Origin of the sequence: Rathayibacter iranicus NCPPB 2253 = VKM Ac-1602 (genome assembly GCF_003149025.1) — a bacterium.
GTDB lineage: Bacteria > Actinomycetota > Actinomycetes > Actinomycetales > Microbacteriaceae > Rathayibacter > Rathayibacter iranicus.
The window spans coordinates 193,096-215,722 of record NZ_QGDV01000001.1 but is presented as its reverse complement, the minus strand read 5'-3'; the positions used below and the strand labels follow the sequence as shown (position 1 = coordinate 215,722).

Here is a 22,627-nt window from a genome sequence, read left to right as displayed (position 1 = left end):
TCAGCCGCACCTTCCCTGCGCGCCGGCAGCGTTCGACGTCAGCGGCGCGCGAGCACCACCGCCGAGAGCCGCCGCACCAAGGATCCGGGCAGGTGCCGCACGACGGCCATCGGCACTCCGAACCGCCAGGACGGAACCGAGACCACCCGGCCGCGTGCGACGTCGAGAAGGAACTCCTCCACCACGGCATCGGCGTCGAGCCAGAGCAGGGCGGGGATCGAGGAGGTGTCCATTCCGGCCCGCTCGTGGAAATCGGTGCGCACCCAGCCAGGGCAGAGTACGGCCGAGCGGACCCCGGTGCCCCGCAACTCCACGGCGAGCGACTGGGCGAACGAGGTCGTCCAGGCCTTCACGGCCGAGTAGGGGCCGAGATGCACGAAGCCCGCGACGCTCGACACGGTGAGGATCGCGCCCCGTCCCCGTCTGGTCATCGCCTCCGCCGCCGCACCCGAGAGCACGGCGACCGAGCGCAGCATGACCTCGAACGCGTGGTCCTGCGCGGCGACGTCCGGGTGCGCGAAGGTGCCGTCGATCCCGAAACCAGCGTTATTGACGAGCACCCGCACCGGCCGCTCGGGATCGACGAGCCGCGCACGCACGCGCTCGACCTGCTCGCGGTCGCCGAGGTCGGCGGGCAGGACCTCGACTCTCGGGGCACCGAGCGCGCGCAAACCGGCAGCCGCCTCCAGGAGCCGCCCCTTGCCTCGGGCGACGAGGACGAGGACGAACCCGCGGCGGGCAAAGGCGCGTGCGAACGCGAGTCCGATACCGGAGGACGCCCCGGTGATCAGGACGGTGCTCATAATCCCAGGAGGGCGATGAGACCGTCCTCGTTGACGACAGTGATCCCATAGTCGCGGGCTTTCCTCGCCTTCCCAGACAGGGAATCCGGATCAGCGGCGACGACCAGCTTGACCTTCCTCGTCACACCGGGGTGCGCGATCACGCCGTGCTCCATGAGGATCGTCGTCCACTCCTGGCGCGTCCGACCCATCTCCCCGGTCAGGACGACGAGGTCTCCCGCATTGAGCGAGAAGCGATCCACGACTGGCTCCGGCCGATCCACCGCGTTCCGCGGCTCTGTTGCGGCGACCAGCCGCTCGTGATCGATGCCGAGGAGGTCAGCAACCATCGCGAGATCCATGAGCTCATCGTCGGCGAGTACACCATCCGACCACGCGATGGCGGTCAGGTCATCGAAGTAGCGGTCATGGAGAACCCGGACGACCGCCCGTCCGATTCCGAGTGCGTCGGCCGTGCTGACGAGCTCCTGCTCTTCGTGCGCCGACAGGACGCGGTCGAGTAGGCAGCGGTCAAGAAGGGCGAGGTATTCGGTGTGCTCAGCCGGGCCAGAATGGTCAGGCATTCGCTGCACAACGCGATCAAGGAAAGACGCGGGGGCCGGAACAGAGTCCGGACGAGGCATCCAAAGCGTGCGCCTGCGGGGGACGGGCGGCCAGCCGTAGGCGAGAGCCTCTTTCAGATGGGCATCCCAGCGATCACGACCCCCAGAGACGGCAATGTATTCGGCGAGGAGGCGCCCAGTCGCCTTGGCATCAATGACCGCACGGTGGGCATTCTCCAGCGGGATGTCGAACATCTCGCAGCAACTTGCGAGCGACCGTCCGCCGCCGGGCAGGAACTCGCGCGCGAGCTGCATCGTGCACAGCACCATTTCGCTCGTCAGCGTTGTCTGAACGCCGAGCCGGGTCAGCTCCGCCGCCAGAAACCGGCGCTCGAAGCTCGCATTGTGCGCGACGACTACCCGCCCGTCGAGATGTGCGAGCAAATCGGCGGCAATTGCCGCGAACGACGGCGCGTCGAGGATCTCGCGCGCCGAAATCCCGTGGATTGCCTGCGCGCCGAGATCGCGGTCCGGATTGAGCAGAGTCTCGAACGCGGCCTCGAATCGCCCCTCCGCATCGAGATGAACCACGGCCACCTCGATGATGCGATCTCCCCGCTCCGGACGCACACCCGTGGTCTCGAAGTCGATTACCACGAATCCGGGTCCGGTCATAGCGCCCCCTGAGTCCTTTTGCGCTTCAGCAGGCGCATCGAGATGCTAGCTCGCCGCGAAGAAGACGGCCGGGACGCCGCTCGCCCCCTTTCCGGGGGGCACTTTTATCGGCCCCGTGTTCGTGGAACCGCGCTTCTTGGTGCGTCACGAGGCCAACGCTTGCCCCGCGACGGCACCCGCTCAGCCCGCTCACGTCCTCGCGATGACCACGCCCCCTCCCGCGAACGCCGCGATCGGACGCACCTGCCACGTGCCCTCGACCGGATCGACGTACGGGCTCGCAACCGCGGCCAGGCAGGCGAGGGCGGTCGCCGCGGACCAGGCCTGCGGCCGGCACGCCGTGGGGTAGTTCACCGGCCGATCGGATCTGCCGAGTGTGTCGCCGCCCCACACCTCCGGGAGGCGTCCGTCGAAGTGCCGCGACGTCTCGACGATCCGGCTGGCGAGTTCGACCGCCTCCGCGCGGAACCCGCTGCCCAGAAGTCCCCGGACGATGATCCCCACGTCGTGCGGCCAGACCGAGCCGTTGTGATACGAGAACGGGCTGTAGCGCACTTCCGAGGCGGCGAGCGTGCGCAGGCCGAGCGGAGTGGCGAGATCGGTCGACATCAGCAGGTCGACGACCCGCCGCTCCCCGTCGGAGTCGAGCACGCCGGTGCCGAGCAGGTGACCGATGTTCGAGGCGAGGACGTCGGCGCACCGGCCGTCCGCGTTCAGTGCCAGCGCGGGGATCCGGCCCCAGCGGGCGTGCTGAACCCAGAAGTCGGCGTCGAAGTCGGCCCGCAGGTCGGCGGCGAGATGGTCCAGACGTCCCGCGCCGTCAAGCGCGAAAACGCGGTAGAGGCGCGCGGCGGCCGCCAGGGCCGCGTGAGCGTAGCCCTGGAGCTCGACCAGTGCAACGGGGAAGGCGAGGTCGCGTCCGTCGCTGTCAAAAACGCTGTCAGTGGAGTCCTTCCAGGCCTGGTGCACCGCGCCGATGCCCGGGATCTCGTCGTAGAAAAGAAAGCGGTCGCGCTCGATTCGGTGGGCCAGCCACTCGGTCGCCCTGGTCAGAGCGGGGAGCAGATCGCTCAGCGCAGCGCGAGGCACACCCGCGTCCAGCGCTTCGACCAGAAGCAGGATCCAGAGCGGCGTCGCGTCCGAACTCGCGAACGAGATGGACGCTCGGCCATCGCCATCCACCTCCCGTCGCTCGTGCAGGATCTTCCCGGGCAACTCACCGGTTCGCGCGTCCTCAATGCGCCCCTGGTGCCGTGCCAGGACGCGCAACGTCGACAGGGCCAGATCGGGGTCGAACGGTAGGCACAGTCGCGCGGCCCAGATCGAGTCGCGTCCGAACAGGGCGAGGTACCACGGCGCTCCCGCCGCGAGCACCTCGTCCCCGTCGACAGACATCCGCAATGCGTCGAGGTCCGAAATGCTCCGCTCGATGTGGCGCTGCCAAAGCGAGTCGGAGTAGCTGATAGCCAGCGGAAATCGGGCCGGTTCGTCGCGCGGTGCGGCAGGCTGGGCGCTCGAGCGTACCCGGAGCGTCAGCTCTTCAGAGGCGCCGGGAGGAAGATCGAGCGTCCACGCCATCCGGCCGGGAACGAGCACGGCGGGCGCCGGTGAGGCCTCGACGACGGCACCGGCGCCCTTCTTCGACCACGTCAGCTCCCGGTCGCCGCGTGGTACGGACAGGAGCTCGGGGATGCGCTGCCCCGAGCGGACCAGGGCGAGGCTCGCCAGGTCGGAGCCGAGATGCACCGCAATCGTCGGACGTACCCGGGTGCGGCCACCGTTGCTGACGAGGACGCGGTCGACGAACCCGTCGCGATGTGCGGTGCGCACGAGCGTGGTGCCAACAGTGGCGTGCGGCTCGGGATCCCCGACTCCCCTGACGACGCACTGGAACACGGCCGACGACGCCTCCACGAGCGCCGTACCCGCTGGGGCCACCTCACCGCCGTCGCAGACGAGCCGCCAGGACGAGAGAAGGCGAAGATCGCCGTCGTACAGCCCGGAGGCGCCGGTGGGATCAATCACCCCTGCGGCGTCGGACAGTCCGACGCACGGAGCGGCAAGGACGGTGACGAGGTCGGCGGAGAGCGGCTGCTCTCCAGGACGGTGCGGGTGCGACATACGCTCTCCTGACAAAGGTTGACCGGTCCAAACATAGCGGCCACGGCACTGTCTACCATTTCGCGCCACTTTTTTTGACCGGTCCATTCGTCTTCCATACTCCATTCACGCCACTCCAGCGAAGGAGTCGGCGACCGACGAGAGGGACAACGAATGTCTCCACACCTACACCGACGTCAGCTCCTGCGCGGAGCTCTCGCAGGAGCGGCCACTGTGACGCTGCTTTCCGGCTGCGCGGCCAGCGGCGGACGCGAACCGGTCCGCTTCTTCATCAGCAAAGCCGAGGCGTTCCCGTTCTTCCGCGAAGCGGTCGCCACCTTCAATGCCTCGCAGAGCGACGTGATCGTGACCATGGACAACACGTCGTCGCTGCAGGCGGGCTTCGTCCGAGGGAACCCGCCCGACATCGCGCTGCACAGCTACAACATGGAGGTCGCGCGCTTCCTGGAACGCGGCGCCCTCTCCGACCTGTCGGACCTTCCCGAGGCGGGTCGCATCCGCCCCGAGGTGCAGGCGCTCGTCGACCAGTACGCCACCTACCCGGGCCGAACCAGCGTGCTCCCCTTCTCAGTAATGGCGGGGGCGGTGATCTACAACCGACGTCTCTTCGCCGAGCACGGGCTGGCGGTGCCGCAGACCCACTCCGAGCTCCTCCATGTCTGCGAGGTGTTCGCGTCGGCAGGAATCACGCCCTTCTTCGGCACCTTCAAGGACCCGTGGACCATCGGGCAAGGCTGGTTCGACGTCACCTCCGGCGGACTCGTCGACACGAATTCGTTCTTCAACGCGGTGAAGGCGGAGGGCTCTGCGGTCGAGAGGTCCTCGGCCGTCTCCTTCGAGAGCACCATGACGCCGGTCCTCGAGAAGATGCTCGAGCTGACCCGCACCTTCGTCAATGACGATGCTGCCGGGCGCATCTACGCCGACGGCAATGCGGCGATGGCTCGGGGTGAGGCGGCGATGTACCTCCAGGGCCCGTGGGCCTTCGGTCCGATCTCGGTGATCGATCGCGACGTGGAGCTTGGGACCTTCCCTCTCCCGGTGACGGAGAATCCCGCCGATCTGCGCGTCCGCGTGAATCTCGACCTCGCCGCGTGGATTCCCGAGGTCTCGCCGCACCAACAGGCCGCCCGCCAGTTCCTGTCCTTCCTTTTCGAGCAGCAGCTGCTCGACCGCTACAACGCGTCCCAGCTCGGCTTCGGCACCACCGTCGAGGCGGCGCCGCCGACCGACGCGCGGATCATCGAGATGGCGCCCTATTACCAGAGCGGGCGCATCTATCAGGGCGCCTCGCAGCAGGTACCCCGCACCATCCCCTTCGAGAACTACCTGCAGTCGGTCGTCCTGGGCGCCGATCCCGCGACGGTGATGCGCACGGTCGATGCGGACTGGGCCCGATTGGCCCGACGCCAGCGACCGGCACGACAAGAGAGGTCCTGACGTCATGACCGCATCGACCAGCCTTCCCCCGGCCCCCGTGCGCCGGAGTCGGCGCCCAGCGGAGCGGATCCACTACCTGCTGCTGCTGCCCGCGCTCATCCTGTTCACGCTGGCCGTGACCGTTCCCGCGGTCACGGGGATTTTCTTCAGCTTCACCGACTCCCTCGGCTTCGGCGATTGGCAGTTCATCGGGATCACGAACTACGAGGCGGCGTTCTCCGATCCGGCGATCCTGCAAAGCTACGCCTTCACCATCGGCTTCGCCGTGGTCACCGTGCTCCTGGTGAACGTGATCGCCTTCCTCCTCGCGCTCGGCATGACCTCGCGGATCGCGGCGACCTCCACCCTGCGGGCCGTCTTCGTCATGCCGATGGTGATCTCGGGCATCATCATCGCCTACGTTTTCAACTTCCTCTTTTCCTACTCCGTCCCCGCCATCGCGTCGGCTCTCGGGATCGAACCGCTCGCGACGACCGTGCTGACGAACCCGGACCTGGCCTGGATCGCGCTGGTGATCGTCACGGCCTGGCAGGCCGTCCCCGGAATCATGCTCGTCTACATCGCCGGTCTGCTCGCTGTTCCTGGCGACGTGTACGAAGCCGCGGCACTCGACGGCGCGCGACGCGGTCAGCGGCTCCTGCGCATCACGCTCCCGCTGATGTCGAGCTACGTCGCCATCAACGTGATCCTCGGCTTCAAGAATTTCCTCAACTCCTACGACATCATCGTCGGCCTCACCAACGGCGGGCCGGGCACCTCGACCCGCAGCATCGCGATGACCGTCATCACGGGGTTCACGAGCGGCGACTACGCCTATCAAATGGCGAACGCGACAATCTTTTTGGCCTTCACCGTTCTCGTCTCCCTCTTGCAACTCTCGCTCACGCGGGGAAGGACCGTGCTCTGATGTCGTCTCCCGCCACCTCCGCTCCCCGCCGTCTCCACTCGCGGCGGCGATTTGACTGGACCACCACGGTCCTTCTCGCCCTGTGCAGCCTCTCCGTCCTGATCCCGCTGTACGCAACGATCGCCATCAGCCTGAAGACCAAGGAGCAGGCCACCGACCCCCGGCAGGCCTTCGCCCTGCCCGATCCGGTGAGCCTGGACGCGTTCGTACAGGCCTGGAGCCTCGTCGGCTTTCCCCGCGGGCTGGCCGTGTCCGCCGTGACCACCGCCGTCGTGGTGACGGCGACAATCCTGCTCTCGTCGTTCGCCTCCTACGCGATCGCCCGAAACTGGGATCGCCGGCTTTTCCGCTGGTCTTTCTTCTACCTCCTCGGTGCGATGTTCATCCCGTTCCCCGTCGTCGCCCTGCCGCAGATCAGGCTCACCGGGATACTCGGACTCGACAACCCCGTCGGCGTGATGATCCTGGCAACGATGTTCCAACTGAGCTTCAGCACGCTGCTGTTCACGGCGTTCCTGCGCTCGATCCCGCCCGAACTCGAGGAGAGCGCCCGGATCGACGGAGCCTCGACCTGGCAGACGTTCTGGCGACTCGTCTTCCCGCTCCTGGCCCCGATGAGCGCAACGGTCGGGATCTTCGCGTTCCTCGCCTCCTGGAACGACTTCATGATGCCGTCGCTGATTATCTCCGACCCGGCATTGCAAACCCTCCCCGTCCTGCAGAGCATCTACCAGTCGCAGTTCACCGACGACTACTCGGTCCCGTTCGCCTCGTACCTGATGGCGATGGCCCCGGCGATCCTCGTCTACGTCTTCGCTCAGCGCTGGGTCATGGAAGGAGTCACCCGAGGAGCGGTCAAAGGCTGAGGTACCCTCTCCTAGATCAGTCGCACCGCCGGGAGGCTAGGGTGTCACGAGCCAGAGGAGATCGTCCTGACCGGGAGCCGCAGCCCCTCTGCCGGACGGAGTGGTGAGCCCCGGATGCCTGGGACGAGGAGCAGTCGACGGGAACAGAACCGTCCGACCATCCGTGAGGTCGCCGCCGCCGCGGGCGTCTCGCGCCAGACGGTCTCCAACGTGGTCAATGCTGGCGAGCGGGTAGCACCCGCGACGCGCTCCCGGGTCCTCGAGGCAATTGCCCGCCTGGGCTACGCACCGAACGAGGCGGCGCGGTCGTTGACCTCGCGGGACACGCGCGCGATCGCCGTCTCCATCGGCCGCTCCGAACACGACCCCGGGGCCGTGGAGTATCCGTTCCTGCAGGCTCTTGTCCGAGCAGCAGGGCAGCGCGGGATCCGTATCCTCCTGGTGGATCGCGGTGACGACGCCGCTGGCGACGTGGCGGCCCTCGCGGACGTGTGGAACCGGCGAGCGGCCGACGGGGTCGTGCTCACGGAGACGAGGCTCAACGACTACCGCGCCGATCAGCTGGTCGAGCTCGGGATACCGGTCGCGGTCTTCGGCGCACCGTGGGGTCGCGAGCGGGTGGGTCACGACTGGACCGACATTGACGGCGCCGAGGGGATGCGATTGGGCGTCGAGCACCTCGTGGACCGCGGGCATCGGCGCATCGGGTTCGTCGGCTGGCAGCCAGACGGTGCGGGCGGTGATGTTCGTGCGGAGGGGTGGTCGCGGGCGGTGCGGCGCTCGGGTCTAGATCCTGTCCTGCGCGTGCACGCCGCAGAGGACTCGATCGACGCCGGACACGCCGCCGCCGCTGAGCTCCTGCGCCGGGATGATCGTCCAAGCGCCCTCTCGTGCGCCTCGGATTCGCTCGCGTTCGGCGCCTGCCAGGCGCTGACGGACGCCGGTCTGACCCCCGGCGTCGATGTGGCTGTCGTCGGCTACGACGACTCCGGAATCGCCCGCATCGCCCGCCCGCCGATCAGCAGCCTGCACCAGCCTCTCGAAGAGGTGGCCGTTCTCGTGCTCGACGCCCTTCGCCGCCGCGCGGGCACACCCGACGCCGAACCGCTCTCCCGGATGCTTGCGCCGACGCTCGTCGTGCGCTCCTCGAGTGCAGCACCCGCCGCCCCTGCGGCCAGACGAGAACGCTCGGGGCGCCCCGAGTAGACTCCCCTTTCGTGACCGACGAGACCCGCCTCCCCCGAACCACAGTCAAGAAGCTCGCTTCGCTCGAGGATGGGCCCGTCCGCGTGTCCGGCTGGGTCGAGACCGTACGCGACCAGAAGAAGGTGCAGTTCGTCGTCCTCCGCGACGAGTTTGGCGCCGTGCAGCTGGTGAACCCGGCGGTGCGGGAGGCCGTCGAGGGCGATGGTTTTTCGGCCGAGCGCCTGGCGATCACGGAGGCGATCTCGGGCCTCGCGCAGGGCTCCTTCATCACGGTCACCGGCTCGCTCAAGCACGACGAACGGGTGAAGCTCGGTGGCATCGAGGTCAAGCTCGAGACCCTCGAGGTTGTCACCGCATCCATCGCCGAGGCTCCGATCGCGCCCGACTCCGGCATCGACAAGCGGATGGACTGGCGCTTCCTCGACCTGCGCCGCCCCGAGCAGAACCTCGTCGCGCGTGTGCAGACCACGTTCGAGCACGCACTGCGCACCTACTGGATCGAGCACGACTTCATCGAGATTCATACTCCCAAGCTCATGGCGAGCGCCTCGGAGTCGCGCGCCGAGCTTTTCGAGGTCGAGTACTTCGACACCAAGGCCTACCTCGCGCAGAGCCCGCAGTTCTTCAAGCAGATGGCACAGCCCGCCGGCTTCGGCAAGGTGTTCGAGGTCGGACCGGCCTTCCGCGCCGACCCGAGCTTTACCTCCCGGCACGCGACCGAGTTCACCAGCGTTGACGCCGAAGTCTCCTGGATCGAGTCGCACGAGGACGTCATGGAGCTGCACGAGCAGCTGATGGTCGCCGGGCTCACTGCCGTCGTCGAGAAGCACGGCGCCGAGGTCAAGGCCCTCTTCGACATCGACCTGACGGTGCCGAGCACGCCGTTCCCGCGCATCCCGCTTGCCGAGGCGAAGCGCATCGTCGCGGAGCGCGGCTATGAGGTGCCCCGCGCCGACGACGATATGGACCCCGAGGGCGAGCGGCGCATTGCGGCCTACGTTCAGGAGGAGTTCGGCCACGATTTCGTGTTCCTCACCGACTACGCATCGAGCATCCGGCCGTTTTACCACATGCGCCGCGAGGGCGACGGAACGATTACCAACAGCTACGACCTCATCTACAACGGTGTCGAGATTTCGACCGGAGCGCAGCGCGAGCACCGCGTCGACGTCCTGATCGAGCAGGCGCGCGAGAAGGGGCTCGACCCCGAGGAGCTTGAGTTCTACCTCAACTTCTTCCGCTACGGCGTCCCGCCGCACGGCGGCTTCGGGATGGGTCTCTCGCGCGTCATCATGCTGATGCTCAACCAGGCCAACCTGCGTGAAGTCACGTACCTCTTCCGCGGCCCCACGCGCCTCCTGCCGTAGGCCGCCCGCCACCGAGAGAACCCCGGACCGTCGAGACCGCCCATGTGGGCTGGCTCCCCCGACGATCTGGGGTTCCTTCGCGCGCACAAGGGCTCACTCGTGCCGCGGAAGCGGACCGCCGATGAACAGGTCAGTGTTCTCGCGGCGGCGCCGCAGAACGACCAAGATCACGGCGCAGGCCAAGAGAGAGGCGACGACAGCGCCTCCGCCGATCATCAGAGCAGTGGTCGGCGTAATCCCCGCAGGGCCTGACTCGGCGGCCGTGGTGATGAACTCGGAGCGTGCCGCGCTGATCGCGGTGCCGCAGACCTGTGGTGCCTCCCAGATCGGGGCGGACTTCTCTCCTTCGCGGTACGCCACGGTGACCGCCGCCGTGTGGTGCGAGTCCCGCCCGAAGGCGACGATGCAATACACGGAGGCGTCCGGCTCCGCGACGATCGCTTCACCCAGCGCCAACTCGGCCCAGCCGATGGCGTCCGATCGCACTGCGACGTTGCCGGCGGCCAGTTCGGCGCGGTCGCCGGTGGTCCTAAAAGCGCCGACAGCGACCGTCTCCTCCGCATCGAAGCCCCAGACAGCACCGCGAGGCGGCTCGGTCGTGCTGCCGTCGAATTCCCGCGGCTCGAGGAAGAGGCCGACTCCCGAAGACGCCGCCAGCCGGAAACCGACCTTCGCCGCCGATCCGCGGTCGCCTGAGAATTCGACGGTGTACGGGCCCGCCTTCGTGATCATTGCGGTCGGCACGGAGGCAGTGCCTTCACCGGTCGTACCCGCCTTCGGCTGCAGCGTCAGCGGCGCCTTCCCGCCGTCGGGGTTGCGAAGCGTCGCTGTCGCGGTCTCAGCTCTGCCAAAGCCCGCATAGGAGACGCCGACGCCGTAGAAGCGGGCGAACTCGACGGTCAACGAGCCGGGACCTACGTCGGTCTGCCGCAGAAGGAAGACCGAAGCGGTCGCGGTCCCGGACGCAGGCCGTGAGGCGATGCCGGATTCCTGTACGTCCGTTCCAGCCGAGGTGGAGAGCGTGGTGCGGCCGGGTGCCGAGACCCGGGGCGCCGTCACGCCGGCATCCGTGGTGGCCGTGCCGCCGGAGGAGCCGGCGCCGGAACTGCCGGACGTACCTCCGGTGCCCGAGCCGCCGCCAGACGACGAGGACCCGCCGGGTTGCCCGCTCTCGGGAGCCTGATCGGCGGACTCTGGCGCGCTGGGCTGCTGAGGCTGACTGGGCTGCTCGGGTTGCGACGGCTGCTCGGGCGCCGGATCCACGGGGGCGGGCTTTTCCGGTACGGTCGGCTCCTCGGGACCGGGGACGCTCGGCTCCTCGGGGACATCCGGCACCGGCTCCGAACCACCATCGCCCGGCTCGGCGGGGCTACCTGGCACGCTCGGCGCCTCGGTCGAGCCCGGCTGCTCGACCGCGGTCGTGATCGTCGACGCCGCCACCGCCGCGCTCGGGAGAGACAAACCGACGACGAGTGCCGCCAGAACGGTGACGGGCACAACCGGGCGACGCGATGACGACATGACTCTTCCTTCCCCCGCGGCCGGCGATCTGCGTCCGCGCGCAGGAGAACGCGCTCCCCCCAGGAGAGCCTAAAGCGGCACAGCCACTCCCCTGATCTCCCAAGTGTCCCCTATCAGAGGGACAGACCCTGGAAGGCTCCCAGGCCAACTCTGACCCATGAAGGCTCTGGGGTCAGCAGCTCACCCATGAAGGCTCTGGGGTCAGCAGTTCGGGGTCAGCAGTTCAGACCTCGAAGTCGACGCAGGCCCGCTCCCGCACAAGCGGGCGAATGAAGCCGGCGACGCGGCGATGCTCCGGATGCTCGATATACGCCTTCAATCCCTCGGCGTCGGCGTACTCCGCGATCAGGACCATGTCGAAGTTATCCTTCGGGAACAGCACGTTCTGCCCGATCGTCATCGACTCGATCTCGGGGATGATCGGGAGCAGGCCGCGCAGCGCCTCCGAAATCTGCTCGACATGCTCGGCCCGCTGTACCGGATCGGCGGCGTTCAATTTCCACGAGACGACGTGGCGGACGGTCATGCGCGCTCCAGGAGTGCTCGGCGAAGGCGGTCGGGATCAACGCGCCAGTAGGTGTGGACACGGCCGTCCACAAGGACCACCGGAATCTCCTCGACGAAGCGCTCGTGCAGCTCGGAATCCTCGAGAATCGAGACCTCGCTGAGGGTAACGGCCGGTGCTGCCGGCTCACTCGCGAGGCCGGCGAGCACCTGCTCTACTACGGCGCGCGCCTCATCGCAGAGATGACAGCCCGGCTTGCCCACCAGCGTCAGCTCCACACCCACCATTCGGTCAGTGTAGGGGCACGGATCAGGGGTGCGCTCCAGCTGCGCCACCTCGCGTCGGAGCGCGAAAGGCCCGGAACGCAGACGAGCGCCCGACCCTGAGAAGGCGGACGCTCGAGTGGGAAGAGGCGCGAGCCTACTTCTTGTTGCGACGCTGGTGACGAGTCTTGCGAAGCAGCTTGCGGTGCTTCTTCTTCGCCATACGCTTGCGACGCTTCTTGATGACAGAACCCACGAAGACCTCACAACGTTCAGGGGGTCGACCGCCCGACGGACGGCCGCTTACGAAAAACTGGCTCCCGCGAGCTTACACGACCCGCGACCGCACAAGACTCGGGGCGTGCCGGGGTCACTTGCGGATGCGCAGCGCCTCCGCCACCTTCGTCGCGCCCTCGCTGACACCGCGCTGGATGTCCTGCACCACCGTGCTGACCTGGTGAGTGCGCTCAGCGAGCGCGCGCCCGAGCGACTCCGCCCGTGCCGCCGTCGGAGCATCGAGGAGGGCGCCGTTCCCGGCCTCCTCCTCGGCAAGGAAAGGCAGCAGCCAATCCTCGACCTCCTCCAGCGGACCGTACTCGAGGGCGTAGAAGCGGCGCTGGCCACTCTCGCGCACCGTCACCAGCCCCGCTTCCCGCAGCACTTTCAGATGCTTGGACACGGTCGGCTGACTGAGCTCGAGGCGCGCGACGATCCGCGAGACACTTATGCCCTCGCCCGTTCTGCGCCGCTCCAGCAGGAGGGAGAGGATGTCGCGCCGCGTGCCGTCCGCGATCACCGCGAAAATGTCAGCCATGGGCCCAGGCTAGCCAGCCCTCCGGCCTCGCGGCCCCGAGCCGATAGCATGGCCGCGATCGAGTGGAGGATCCGCCGTGGTGGTTCGGCAGCAGTTCCGCAGCCCCGTGGGCGTCTCGCCCCTGTCGCCGTGGTCGGGCCTCGAGCGAGCCCGCGACCTCATCGACGACTTCGCCGGTCGCTCGCCCTCGCGCTTCGCCATCCTGATCTTCTCGGCACTCGTGCTCGTCTTCACACTCCTGTTCTCCCTGCCGATCTCGAGCACCGAGGGCACCGTCACTCCACTGCACGACGCCTTCTTCACCGCGATGTCGGTCATCTGCGTTACCGGCCTCGCCACCGTCGACATGGCGACACACTGGTCGGCGTTCGGCCACTCCATCATCTTCATCGGCGTGAATATCGGCGCCCTCGGCGTGCTCACACTCGCCTCGATCATGGGTCTCGCGATCTCGCGCCGCCTCGGCCTGCGCGCGAAACTCATGGTCGCCAGCGACTCGAACCCGCTGCGAATCCACTCCGGGCCCGTCGCCGAGGGCCAGGCCGTGCGCCTCGGCGAGATCGGCGGCCTGCTCGCCACCGTCGCGATCAGTGCCGCCGCGATCGAGATCATCGTCGCGCTCCTCCTCTTCCCGCGGATGCTCATCGACGGCATCCCGATCGGCGAGGCCGCCTGGCACTCCTTTTACTATTCGGCGATGGCGTTCACCAACACGGGCTTCTCGCCCAATGCCGCGGGCCTGACGCCATTCGAGGACGACTACTGGTTCCTCGGCATCTTGATGATCGGGGTCTTCCTCGGCTCGATCGGCTTCCCCGTCATCTATGCGTTCTCCCGCGGCTGGAGGCGCCCACGTAAGTGGTCGGTGCACGTCAAGCTCACGCTGGTCACCTCGGTGGTCCTCCTCGTCACCGGCGCCGTCCTCTACATCGTGCTCGAATTCGACAACCCGACAACCTTCGGCACCCTCGACGCCGGCGACACCGTCTTCCAATCTTTCTTCCTCTCGACGATGACCCGCTCCGGCGGCTTCTCGACCATCTCGGTACCGGACCTGAATGGCTCCAGCCTCCTTGTCACCGACATGCTGATGTTCATCGGCGGCGGCTCGGCGTCGACCGCGGGCGGCATCAAGGTGACGACGTTGGCGATTCTGTTCCTCGCCGCCTTTGCCGAGGCGCGCGGGAACAACGATATGGAGGCGTTCGGCCGCCGCATCCCGAACGACGTGCTGCGCCTGGCGGTCTCGGTGGTGCTGTGGGGAGCGACGACCGTCGCAGTGTCATCGGTGCTGATCCTGCACATCACGAAGGCCTCGCTCGACCATGTCCTCTTCGATGTGATCTCGGCCTTCGCCACCTCGGGCCTCTCGACAGGACTCACAGCCGAGCTCCCCACCTCCGGCGTGTACGTGCTGGCGCTGACGATGTTCATGGGACGCGTTGGTACCGTGACTCTCGCCGCCGCGCTCGCCGCGAGCCAGCGGAGGCAGTTGTTCAGACGACCAGAAGAGAGGCCCATCGTTGGTTGACCGCATCAGGTATGACGCCCCGGTGCTGGTGATCGGCCTCGGGCGCTTCGGAGCAGCGACGGCCGGCCAGCTCGACCGCCTCGACCGCGAGGTCCTGGCCATCGACGCCGACGCCGGGCTCGTGCAGAAGTGGTCGGAGCGGGTCACCCACGCGGTGCAGGCCGACGCACGCTCCCTCGACGCCCTCGCTCAGATCGGCGCGCAGGATTTCCAGGTCGCCGTCGTCGCGGTCGGCTCCTCGATCGAGGCCTCCGTGCTAATCACGGCGAATCTCGTCGACCTCAAGATCCCGCAGATCTGGGCAAAGGCGATCTCGCGCTCGCACGGCAAGATCCTCGAACGGATCGGCGCGAACCACGTCATCTATCCCGAGGCGGAGGCGGGCGAGCGGGTAGCGCACTTAGTCTCGGGCCGCATGCTCGACTTCATCGAATTCGACGACGACTTCGTGCTCGCCAAGATGTACCCGCCGAAGCCGATCCGCGGCCTCACCCTCACGGAGTCGGGCGTGCGCCGCAAGCACCGCGTCACCGTCGTCGGCGTCAAGAGCCCCGGCAAACCGTTCACCTACGCGACCGAGCAGACCGTCGTCTCGAACCACGACCTCATCGTCGTCAGCGGCACCCCCAGCGACATCGAGCGCTTTGCAGCCCTCGGCTCCTAACCCCCGCCCCTGCCACGCTGCGCGAGGAGCGGTCAGGAGGCGGCGAGTTCGCGCGCGCGGGCGAGGGCCGCGTCGGTCGCCCGGGTGAAGAGAGCGGCGAGGTCCGCCTCCTGCAAGACGGCGATCGCGCGCTCCGTGGTGCCGTTTGGGCTCGTGACGCGGCGGCGCAACTCAGCGGGCTCCTCGCCGGAGTGGACGAGCAATTCGGCGGCGCCGCGAACAGTGCCTACCACCATGGTCGACGCCTGCTCCGGAGTGAAGCCCTTCGCTACGGCGGCGGCGATCAACTCCTCGATCACCAGGAACACATAGGCGGGCCCCGAGCCTGAGATGGTCGAGAGCGCGTCGAGCTGCGACTCTGGCACCTCGACCACCTCGCCGACCGTTTCGAATAACCGGCGGACGAGCGCTAAGTCGTCCCCGCTTGACCGGGTGCCCGCGCTGAGGCCCGTGACCGCGCGGCCGACAACCGCCGGAGTGTTCGGCATCGAGCGCAGCACAGCGACCGACTCGGGTAGGTGCCGCTCGAACGTCTCGATTGTCACTCCGGCCGCAACGCTCACGACGACGGTCCCGGGAGCGAGCGCCGGTGCGATCTCCTCGAGCAGGTCGACGACCATGTGCGGCTTGACCGCCACGAGGACGACCGCGGCGCCGTCGACCGCACGCCGGTTCGCCTCCGGATCGTCGGCGGTGGCGGAGGCGGTCACCAGACGGTGTCCCTCCCAGGCCGCGGCCTTCGCAGGATCGCGATTCGTCACCCGGACACCACCCTCGACGTGGACGCCCGGTGCGAGCAGCCCCGTCAGGATCGCGCCTCCCATCGAGCCGAGACCGAGAACGGCGATGGTCGGAAGCAGCACGGGCGCATCAGTCATCCGCTCATCCTACGAACCGGAAGCCGACCGAAGGAGCCGCGGCGCGGGTGCCGCCTCGTAGGATGGCCCGACCATCGACCGGCGAGCCCGAGGAGACCCTGTGAGTGCATTCGGAGGCGGCACCGCGAGTATCGCCGCTCCCTCGGCCGGCTCCCTTCGCCCGCTGCTCGCCAGCGAAGTGGACGTCGATGCCCCAGGATTCCCCGTGCCAGTCGCCGCTGCACCCGGCCCTCCCTCCGCCTTCCCCCCTGCGAGCACCTGACATGCGACGTGCAGTGGCGATCGTCAACGAGCGCGGCGCTGGGCTGGGCGCGCTCGAGCCCATGCTGCACGAACAGGGGTTCACGGTCGACGCGGTAGCAGGCACGGACCTTGACGCGATCGACATCCTCGCGCCCGACCTCATCGTCACCCTCGGCTCCAGCGCCGGTGTCTACGAGACCACCCGGCACCCCTTCATCAGTCCCGAAGTCGCCCTGTTACAGGACCGGATCCACCACCGCCGTCCGACGCTTGGCGTGTGCTTCGGTGCGCAGCTGATCGCTGCCGCGCTGGGTGAGACCGTTCGGCCGGGAGCGACGCGCGAGGTGGGCTTCCGCTCCGTCTCACTCACCGAAGAGGGCGAAAGCTCGTCCCTCCGGCACCTCGCGGGAGTCGACGTGATGGAGTGGCACGGCGACACCTTCGACCTGCCCGCGGGCTCTGCGCTGCTGGCGTCATCGCCGTCGGGCGGGGTGGAGGCGTTCGCGATCGGCGGCTGGCTGCTCGGCGTGCAGTTCCATCCAGAACTGACCGGCACGATGGCGGCGCACTGGCTCGAGGGCGACGCCGAGTACGCGGGAGCCGCGGGCTATGACTCCTCCCGGCTCGAAGCCGACGTCGCGGCCGGCCGGTTCGAGCGGATGCACGCGGCGACGCGGCTCGCCCTGGCAGAGTGGCTGACCGCTCAGCGCTGACCGAACGCGCTGACCGCGCCGGTCACCGCCGCGCCGCGAAGAAGGAGAGTAGGAGTCGCGAGCTCTCCTCGGCGCGAACCCCCGGGTACACCTCGACGACGTGGTTGTGCCGGCGGTCACGGAGGAGATCGTGCACCGAACCCGCGGCTCCCGCCTTCTCGTCCCACGCACCGAACACGACGCGCTCGATCCGCGCCGCGAGGATCGCCCCCGCGCAGAGGACGCAGGGCTCAAGAGTGACGACGAGGGTGCAGCCCTCGAGGTGCCAGTCGCCTCTCGTGGCAGCAGCGGCGCGCAGTGCCACCACCTCCGCGTGCGCCGTCGGATCGGCGCGGAGCTCGCGCTCGTTGCGACCACGCGCGAGCACCGCGCCGTCAGAGTCGATGACGACGGCACCGACCGGGACGTCGCCCCACTGGGCCGCACGCCGCGCCTCGTTGAGGGCCAGTCCCATCCACTCGCTGGAACCGTGCGGGGAGGGGAGGTCGCTCTCGCGCATCGTGTCCCCTCCCGGCAGCGGCGGCCGCGGGTCGGCCAGCGAGTAGATTGAGCTTATGCGCGTCCACGTAGCCGACCATCCGCTGATTACGCACAAGCTCACCGTGCTGCGCGACAAGCGCACTCCCTCCCCCACCTTTCGGCAGCTCGCCGAGGAGCTGATGACCCTGCTCGCCTATGAGGCGACCCGCGGGGTTCGCACTCGCACCGTCACGATCGAGACCCCCGTCACGCACACCACCGGGCTCGCTCTCAGCGATCCGCAACCGCTCGTCGTACCGATTCTGCGCGCTGGCCTCGGGATGCTCGAAGGCATGGTCAAGCTCATCCCGACCGCGGAGGTTGGCTTCCTTGGTATGGCGCGCAACGAGGAGACTCTCGAGCCGACGACGTACGCCGAGCGCCTCCCTGACGACCTCTCGAACCGCCAATGCTTCATCCTCGACCCGATGCTCGCCACCGGGGGCTCACTGATCGCGGCGATCAAATTCCTCTTTGATCGCGGAGCCGTCGACGTCACCGCCGTCTGCCTCCTCGCCGCGCCCGAGGGCGTCGCCGCCGTGGAAAAGGCGTTCGGAGACCGCGACGTGACGATCGTCCTTGGCTCTCTCGATGAGAGGCTCAACGAGCTCGGCTACATCGTCCCCGGACTCGGTGACGCCGGCGACCGCCTCTACGGGCTCGCGGGCTAAGGCCGTCCGAGGCCCCTCCGCGCGCACCTCTGGCGCACGTTCCGCAGTGCAGACTCCACGCCCTGGCTTACGGTCTACGGGGAAGGCGGCCCCGTCCTCCGTGCCGACTTCGACACCGGAGCCTCCGAAAACTCCTCCAGCATCGGCGCGACAGCACGCTGCGCCCCCGGCGACGAAGGAACAGTGCAGCGCCCGCGCAATGACCCGCACTGCCCTCCAGCCACGACAGGAATCAACAGGGGAGCGACGCCGCGCCGGAACAACCTTGACGCGCATCCCCCGCCTCCGCTTTACTGGCGGACATGACTGACGCCCTGCACGCCCTAACCTCCTTCGAGGCCCTTGGGAATGCCGGAATGATGATGGCCGGTGGCCCCGTCATGTGCTGTCGAATGTGTGCATGAGGAACTGACCTCGCCGGATCTGCGCACAGCCTCCATCCTCCGATCTTCCTGATCGGGCCGATCTCTTCGATCAACCGGGTGTTGCAGGCGTGAGCGATCCCCTGGATGCCCAGCATCCGTCCCTGCCGGAACCGCTCATCGCGAGCCGGCTCGATTGCGCACACCCGGATCCGCTCCCTCGGACACTCGTCCCGGATCCGCCCAGCCAAGGATTCGTCATGACCCTCCTCCACGCCCGTATCGCCACCACGACCGCTTCGCACCTCCAGCCGGTGCGCGGCACCACACCGACCACACCTCGCCTGCGCGCCGTGACCCACAGCACCGAGGCACGCGGCTTCGCACTCTACGTAGGCATCGACGAGGCCAAGGCTCGCGCCGCCGGCGTCGACCTCGGCCGACTCGTCGAAGAACTCAAGCGCGTCACCGCGCAGCTCGTCCCTGACGCCGAGACGTGGGCGTCCGTCGCGCTCGCCCCACAGGGAGCCGGTGGCCGCGACGTCGACGTCGTGCGGCTCGCCCTCCAGGACCCGGCCGCAGTCGCGAAGCGCCGTGCAGAAGCGGAACCGGACCTCGATCGCGCGCCCGGTGGTGTCACCATCGACATTTCCCGCAAGCGGGTCGTCCTCGACGAGGAGACGACTGCGCTCACCTACAAAGAGTTCGAACTCTTGCAGTACCTCGTCCTCCGCGAGGGCCGCACCATCGAGCGCGCCGAACTCATCGCTTCCCTCTGGGGCGCTACCGACGACGACGCTCCGAACGAACGCACCATCGACGTGCACATCCGTCGCCTCCGCGCCAAGCTCGGCCGTTACGAGGAGATCGTGCGCACCGTCCGCGGAGTCGGCTACCGCTTCGACCGCCATGCCGACGTCACCATCCGCTACGCCTCGGCGCCATCTCCTGACCTGTTGTGAGTTGCATTCGCCTCGAGAGAGGGCGGCTGACGTGTAGTGAGGCGAGGACGGGGGTGGCTGCGACGACCGTGTTTTTTCGGGGGCCGGAGCCGGCCGGACCTTGTGTCGTCGCGGCAGGTCGGGCGTGCGGAGGCTCAGGAAGGTCACAGCAAAGAGGCGGTTGCGCCGTTACCGTGTCGTTATATAGTTCAGGTGCGTCAGTCGTTTGCTGTGGCGGCGAAGCGCGAGAAATGAATGCAGGACACTCTTGGTGCAAGGGAACGAAGGCCGGCCGCTCGCCTCAGCGGCCGGCCTTCTGTCATTTTCGGCAGACTTCTCCCCAGGACCCCGGCGTAGGCTGTACGGCGTCTGGACGCCAGGGAGCCGATCCCTGAGTACGACAGGGAGGTTTTGTGGGGTCAAGAGAGGCCGTGGCCGCGTGGGAGTCGCTCTTCCGAGCCCAGGTGCACGTGATGCGTGCACTCAGCGCAGAGTTCCCGTCGAGGGAGATCTCGCTCAATGAGTACGATGTCCTTTTCAATCTCACCCGGCAACCGGAGCGCCGAGCTCGCCTGCGAGACCTCAACAAGCACGTCCTCCTGACGCAACCGAGCGTCAGCCGCCTGATCGACCGCCTTGTCGCGCGGGGCTACGTCGAGAAGAGCGAGGACCCCTCCGACGCCCGCGGCACGCTCATCGCCATCACGGACGCCGGCTATGCGCTCTTTCGCCGCGTCGCCCTCACCCATATGGACACGATCTCGCAGCAAGTCGGCGGAGCGCTCAACGAGGATGAACTGCGGCAGCTGACCGCACTCTGCGACAAGCTGCGCCATGGGATCGCCTCCTCCTGACGCACTGCTCCGCTAGCACGGGCCGGCCCGCCCGACCACCTCTTCGCCAGGCCGACGGACGCGCGGATCATGAGAGCACTATGAGCGACTCCTCCCCCACTCTCGTCTGGCTCCGCGACGATCTGCGCCTGGCTGACAATCCCGCCCTGCGCGCCGCGATCGACCGCGGTGGGTCAGTAGTGCTCTGCTACGTGTTGGACGAGGAATCGACGGGGATCCGTCCATTAGGCGGCGCCTCCCGCTGGTGGCTGCACGGCAGTCTCACGGCTCTCGCAGCCGATCTCGCTGCGCTAGGAGCACCGCTCATCCTACGCCGCGGGCCCGCCGAGGCCGTCATCCTGCAGCTCGCCGACGACATCGACGCCGGAGCGGTGCACTGGAACCGCCGCTACGGCCTGGCCGAACGCACCATCGACGCGGCGATCAAGGAGGCACTGCGCGACCAGGGCCGCGAAGCCGAGAGCCACCAGGGATCGCTCCTCTTCGAGCCGTGGACGGTGCAGACAGGAGCGGGCGGACCGTACTCGGTGTACACACCATTCGCGCGCGCCTGCCGCGCCAAGCCGACTCCCCGCGCACCGCTCGCTTGCCCCCGCTCGCTCGACGGGTACCCGGACGGCATCACCTCCGACTCCCTCGCCGACTGGGAGCTACTGCCAACCCGGCCGGACTGGGCCGGCGGCCTGCGCGAGCGCTGGGAGCCGGGCGAGAAAGCCGGCGCGGCCCGGTTGCGGGCGTTCTTAGCGGAGCAACTGGACGAGTACGCCGACGGACGGGATCGGCCAGCGCAGGACGCGACCTCGAACCTCTCCGCTCATCTGCGCTGGGGCGAGGTCAGCCCCTTCCAGGTGTGGCACGCACTGGAGGACGCGCACGCGAAGGGGCTGCACCGCGGCGAAGGCAGCGAGCGCTTTGTCTCGGAAGTGCTCTGGCGCGAATTCTGCTACCACCTCCTCTTCCACTGGCCCGCACTCGCCACCGCGAATTTCGACACCCGCTTCGACTCCTTCCCCTGGGGGCACCCTGGCGAGGCGGCCGTCGATGCCTGGCATCAGGGCCGTACCGGGTATCCGCTGGTCGACGCGGGCATGCGCGAACTCTGGCGCACTGGCTACATGCACAACCGGGTGCGGATGGTCACCGCCTCGTTCCTGATTAAGAACCTGCTCGTCGACTGGCGCGTGGGCGAGGAGTGGTTCTGGGACACTCTCGTTGACGCCGACCCGGCGAGCAACGCGGCGAACTGGCAGTGGGTCGCCGGCTCCGGCGCTGATGCCTCGCCGTTCTTCCGCGTCTTCAACCCGGTCACGCAGTCACAGAAGTTCGATCCGCGCGGCGAGTACATCCGGCTGAACGTCCCGGAACTCGCGGACGTCGAGGGGTCGGCGGTGCACGAGCCGTGGACGCTCGCGGAGACTCTGATCCAGAGTTCCACCGAGTACCCGGCGCCGATCCTGGATCTGAAAGAAACGCGCGCTCACGCTCTCGACGCCTTCGCGCAGATCAAGAGCGCGCCACGCGACATCACGCCGCGGGGAAACGACTAAGGGCGATCTGCGGAGTCGTCCGGCGCAGCAGGGTCAGCCGGAATCGCGGAGTCGGCCAGGGCGTCGTCGGCGTGACCGTGCACCCGCAGATTCCGAGCCGGAATGCCCACGAGGACCGCTTTGTCCGGCGCATCCCTGACGACCACGGCGTTCGCTCCCACGCTCACATCCGACCCGAGCACGATCGGCCCGAGCACGACCGCCCCCGCTCCGACGACGACGCGGTCACCGAGAGCAGGATGCCTCCGCTCCCGCCGACCCGACTTCCCGCCCAGCGTGACGCCGTGGTAGAGCAGGCAGTCATCGCCAATCCGTGCAGTCTCGCCAATGACAACACCCATGCCGTGATCGATGAAGAGCCGCCGGCCGATCGTCGCCCCGGGGTGGATTTCGACGCCCGTCGCCACTCGCGCCGCCTGGCTCAGCAGCCGGGCGGGCAGGCGGAGGCCGCGTCGCCACCACGCATGCGCAACTCGGTGCGCCCAGACGGCGTGCACGCCCGGATAGCCGAGCACGACCTCGATCGCGCTGCGGGCGGCGGGGTCGCGGCGGCGTGCGGTACGGACGTCCTCACGGAGCCGGGCGAGGACGCCGAGATCGGGAGTTTCGGACGAGATGCGGCGCCTCGGCAGCCGATCTCGACCGCGGCGGGACATTTCGCGAAATTTCGCGAG

24 protein-coding genes are annotated in these 22,627 nt (G+C 68.2%); 13 read left to right on the top strand and 11 right to left on the bottom strand.

Annotated features, from left to right (window positions below):
• Positions 1 to 38: 38 nt before the first annotated feature.
• The 3 genes from B0H03_RS01050 to B0H03_RS01040 all read right to left on the bottom strand — a co-directional run bounded on the left by B0H03_RS01050 (position 39) and on the right by B0H03_RS01040 (position 4,141).
• A complete protein-coding gene (locus tag B0H03_RS01050; RefSeq protein ID WP_104266285.1) occupies positions 39 to 803 on the bottom strand; it encodes an SDR family NAD(P)-dependent oxidoreductase in 765 nt (254 codons plus the stop codon).
• Positions 800 to 2,020: an exonuclease domain-containing protein gene (locus B0H03_RS01045; protein ID WP_104266284.1), complete on the bottom strand. Its 1,221-nt coding sequence runs from the start codon at positions 2,018 to 2,020 to the stop codon at positions 800 to 802. Before B0H03_RS01045 ends, B0H03_RS01050 begins: the two co-directional genes overlap by 4 nt.
• Before the next feature lie 189 nt (positions 2,021 to 2,209).
• Positions 2,210 to 4,141: a glycogen debranching N-terminal domain-containing protein gene (locus B0H03_RS01040; protein WP_160487196.1), complete on the bottom strand. Its 1,932-nt coding sequence runs from the start codon at positions 4,139 to 4,141 to the stop codon at positions 2,210 to 2,212.
• A 213-nt stretch (positions 4,142 to 4,354) separates the two neighbouring features.
• On the opposite strand from B0H03_RS01040, the gene B0H03_RS01035 reads away from it, so the two are divergent.
• The 5 genes from B0H03_RS01035 (at position 4,355) to aspS (ending at position 9,927) form a co-directional block, all read left to right on the top strand.
• On the top strand, positions 4,355 to 5,581 hold the full coding sequence (locus B0H03_RS01035; protein WP_241560475.1) for an ABC transporter substrate-binding protein: 1,227 nt from the start codon (positions 4,355 to 4,357) through the stop codon (positions 5,579 to 5,581).
• Between the two features lie 4 nt (positions 5,582 to 5,585).
• Positions 5,586 to 6,488 (top strand): carbohydrate ABC transporter permease, encoded by a 903-nt coding sequence (locus B0H03_RS01030; protein ID WP_104266281.1) that lies wholly within the window; start codon positions 5,586 to 5,588, stop codon positions 6,486 to 6,488.
• A complete protein-coding gene (locus tag B0H03_RS01025) occupies positions 6,488 to 7,354 on the top strand; it encodes a carbohydrate ABC transporter permease (protein WP_104266280.1) in 867 nt (288 codons plus the stop codon). The genes B0H03_RS01030 and B0H03_RS01025 overlap by 1 nt, the downstream gene beginning before the upstream one ends.
• Before the next feature lie 114 nt (positions 7,355 to 7,468).
• Positions 7,469 to 8,560, top strand: coding sequence for a LacI family DNA-binding transcriptional regulator (locus tag B0H03_RS01020; protein ID WP_104266279.1), 1,092 nt, complete (start codon positions 7,469 to 7,471; stop codon positions 8,558 to 8,560).
• An 11-nt stretch (positions 8,561 to 8,571) separates the two neighbouring features.
• A complete protein-coding gene (gene aspS, locus B0H03_RS01015; protein ID WP_104266278.1) occupies positions 8,572 to 9,927 on the top strand; it encodes an aspartate--tRNA(Asn) ligase in 1,356 nt (451 codons plus the stop codon).
• A gap of 93 nt (positions 9,928 to 10,020) precedes the next feature.
• Here the strand turns inward: aspS and B0H03_RS01010 are convergent, their stop codons facing one another.
• The 5 genes from B0H03_RS01010 to B0H03_RS00990 all read right to left on the bottom strand — a co-directional run bounded on the left by B0H03_RS01010 (position 10,021) and on the right by B0H03_RS00990 (position 13,030).
• Positions 10,021 to 11,448: a hypothetical protein gene (locus B0H03_RS01010; RefSeq protein ID WP_104266277.1), complete on the bottom strand. Its 1,428-nt coding sequence runs from the start codon at positions 11,446 to 11,448 to the stop codon at positions 10,021 to 10,023.
• Between the two features lie 223 nt (positions 11,449 to 11,671).
• Positions 11,672 to 11,974, bottom strand: a complete 303-nt coding sequence (locus tag B0H03_RS01005; protein ID WP_104266276.1) for a Dabb family protein — start codon at positions 11,972 to 11,974, stop codon at positions 11,672 to 11,674.
• On the bottom strand, positions 11,971 to 12,240 hold the full coding sequence (locus tag B0H03_RS01000; protein WP_104266275.1) for a glutaredoxin family protein: 270 nt from the start codon (positions 12,238 to 12,240) through the stop codon (positions 11,971 to 11,973). The genes B0H03_RS01005 and B0H03_RS01000 overlap by 4 nt, the downstream gene beginning before the upstream one ends.
• Before the next feature lie 133 nt (positions 12,241 to 12,373).
• Positions 12,374 to 12,472, bottom strand: a complete 99-nt coding sequence (locus tag B0H03_RS00995) for a 30S ribosomal protein bS22 (protein ID WP_003792170.1) — start codon at positions 12,470 to 12,472, stop codon at positions 12,374 to 12,376.
• 114 nt (positions 12,473 to 12,586) lie between these two features.
• Positions 12,587 to 13,030: an ArsR/SmtB family transcription factor gene (locus B0H03_RS00990; protein WP_104266274.1), complete on the bottom strand. Its 444-nt coding sequence runs from the start codon at positions 13,028 to 13,030 to the stop codon at positions 12,587 to 12,589.
• 121 nt (positions 13,031 to 13,151) lie between these two features.
• Between B0H03_RS00990 and B0H03_RS00985 the strand changes: the two genes are divergently transcribed.
• Both B0H03_RS00985 and B0H03_RS00980 read left to right on the top strand, forming a co-directional pair.
• Positions 13,152 to 14,561 carry a TrkH family potassium uptake protein gene (locus B0H03_RS00985; protein WP_202129840.1) on the top strand — a complete coding sequence of 470 codons (1,410 nt, stop codon included), beginning with the start codon at positions 13,152 to 13,154 and terminating at the stop codon, positions 14,559 to 14,561.
• Positions 14,554 to 15,225, top strand: coding sequence for a potassium channel family protein (locus tag B0H03_RS00980; RefSeq protein ID WP_068255410.1), 672 nt, complete (start codon positions 14,554 to 14,556; stop codon positions 15,223 to 15,225). The genes B0H03_RS00985 and B0H03_RS00980 overlap by 8 nt, the downstream gene beginning before the upstream one ends.
• Positions 15,226 to 15,257: 32 nt before the next feature.
• Here the strand turns inward: B0H03_RS00980 and proC are convergent, their stop codons facing one another.
• Positions 15,258 to 16,103 (bottom strand): pyrroline-5-carboxylate reductase, encoded by an 846-nt coding sequence (gene proC / locus B0H03_RS00975; protein WP_104266273.1) that lies wholly within the window; start codon positions 16,101 to 16,103, stop codon positions 15,258 to 15,260.
• Positions 16,104 to 16,203: 100 nt separating this feature from the next.
• On the opposite strand from proC, the gene B0H03_RS16425 reads away from it, so the two are divergent.
• Positions 16,204 to 16,365 (top strand): hypothetical protein, encoded by a 162-nt coding sequence (locus B0H03_RS16425; RefSeq protein WP_160487195.1) that lies wholly within the window; start codon positions 16,204 to 16,206, stop codon positions 16,363 to 16,365.
• A gap of 1 nt (position 16,366) precedes the next feature.
• A complete protein-coding gene (locus B0H03_RS00970) occupies positions 16,367 to 17,059 on the top strand; it encodes a glutamine amidotransferase-related protein (protein ID WP_160487194.1) in 693 nt (230 codons plus the stop codon).
• A gap of 22 nt (positions 17,060 to 17,081) precedes the next feature.
• On the opposite strand, the gene B0H03_RS00965 is transcribed toward B0H03_RS00970, so the two are convergent.
• On the bottom strand, positions 17,082 to 17,558 hold the full coding sequence (locus B0H03_RS00965) for a nucleoside deaminase (RefSeq protein WP_237399262.1): 477 nt from the start codon (positions 17,556 to 17,558) through the stop codon (positions 17,082 to 17,084).
• Positions 17,559 to 17,613: 55 nt separating this feature from the next.
• Between B0H03_RS00965 and upp the strand changes: the two genes are divergently transcribed.
• From upp to B0H03_RS00945, 4 genes are all read left to right on the top strand, one after another.
• Entirely contained in the window at positions 17,614 to 18,249 is a 636-nt protein-coding gene (upp, locus tag B0H03_RS00960; protein WP_104266271.1) for a uracil phosphoribosyltransferase, read from the top strand.
• Between the two features lie 622 nt (positions 18,250 to 18,871).
• Positions 18,872 to 19,573, top strand: a complete 702-nt coding sequence (locus B0H03_RS00955) for a winged helix-turn-helix domain-containing protein (RefSeq protein ID WP_104266270.1) — start codon at positions 18,872 to 18,874, stop codon at positions 19,571 to 19,573.
• Positions 19,574 to 20,025: 452 nt separating this feature from the next.
• Complete coding sequence (locus B0H03_RS00950) at positions 20,026 to 20,406, top strand: MarR family winged helix-turn-helix transcriptional regulator (RefSeq protein ID WP_104266290.1); 381 nt, start codon at positions 20,026 to 20,028, stop codon at positions 20,404 to 20,406.
• A gap of 80 nt (positions 20,407 to 20,486) precedes the next feature.
• Positions 20,487 to 21,953, top strand: coding sequence for a cryptochrome/photolyase family protein (locus B0H03_RS00945; protein ID WP_104266269.1), 1,467 nt, complete (start codon positions 20,487 to 20,489; stop codon positions 21,951 to 21,953).
• Here B0H03_RS00945 and epsC read toward each other — a convergent pair.
• A complete protein-coding gene (epsC, locus tag B0H03_RS00940; protein ID WP_104266268.1) occupies positions 21,950 to 22,609 on the bottom strand; it encodes a serine O-acetyltransferase EpsC in 660 nt (219 codons plus the stop codon). The two genes, B0H03_RS00945 and epsC, sit on opposite strands and share 4 nt — an antisense overlap.
• Positions 22,610 to 22,627: the final 18 nt, after the last annotated feature.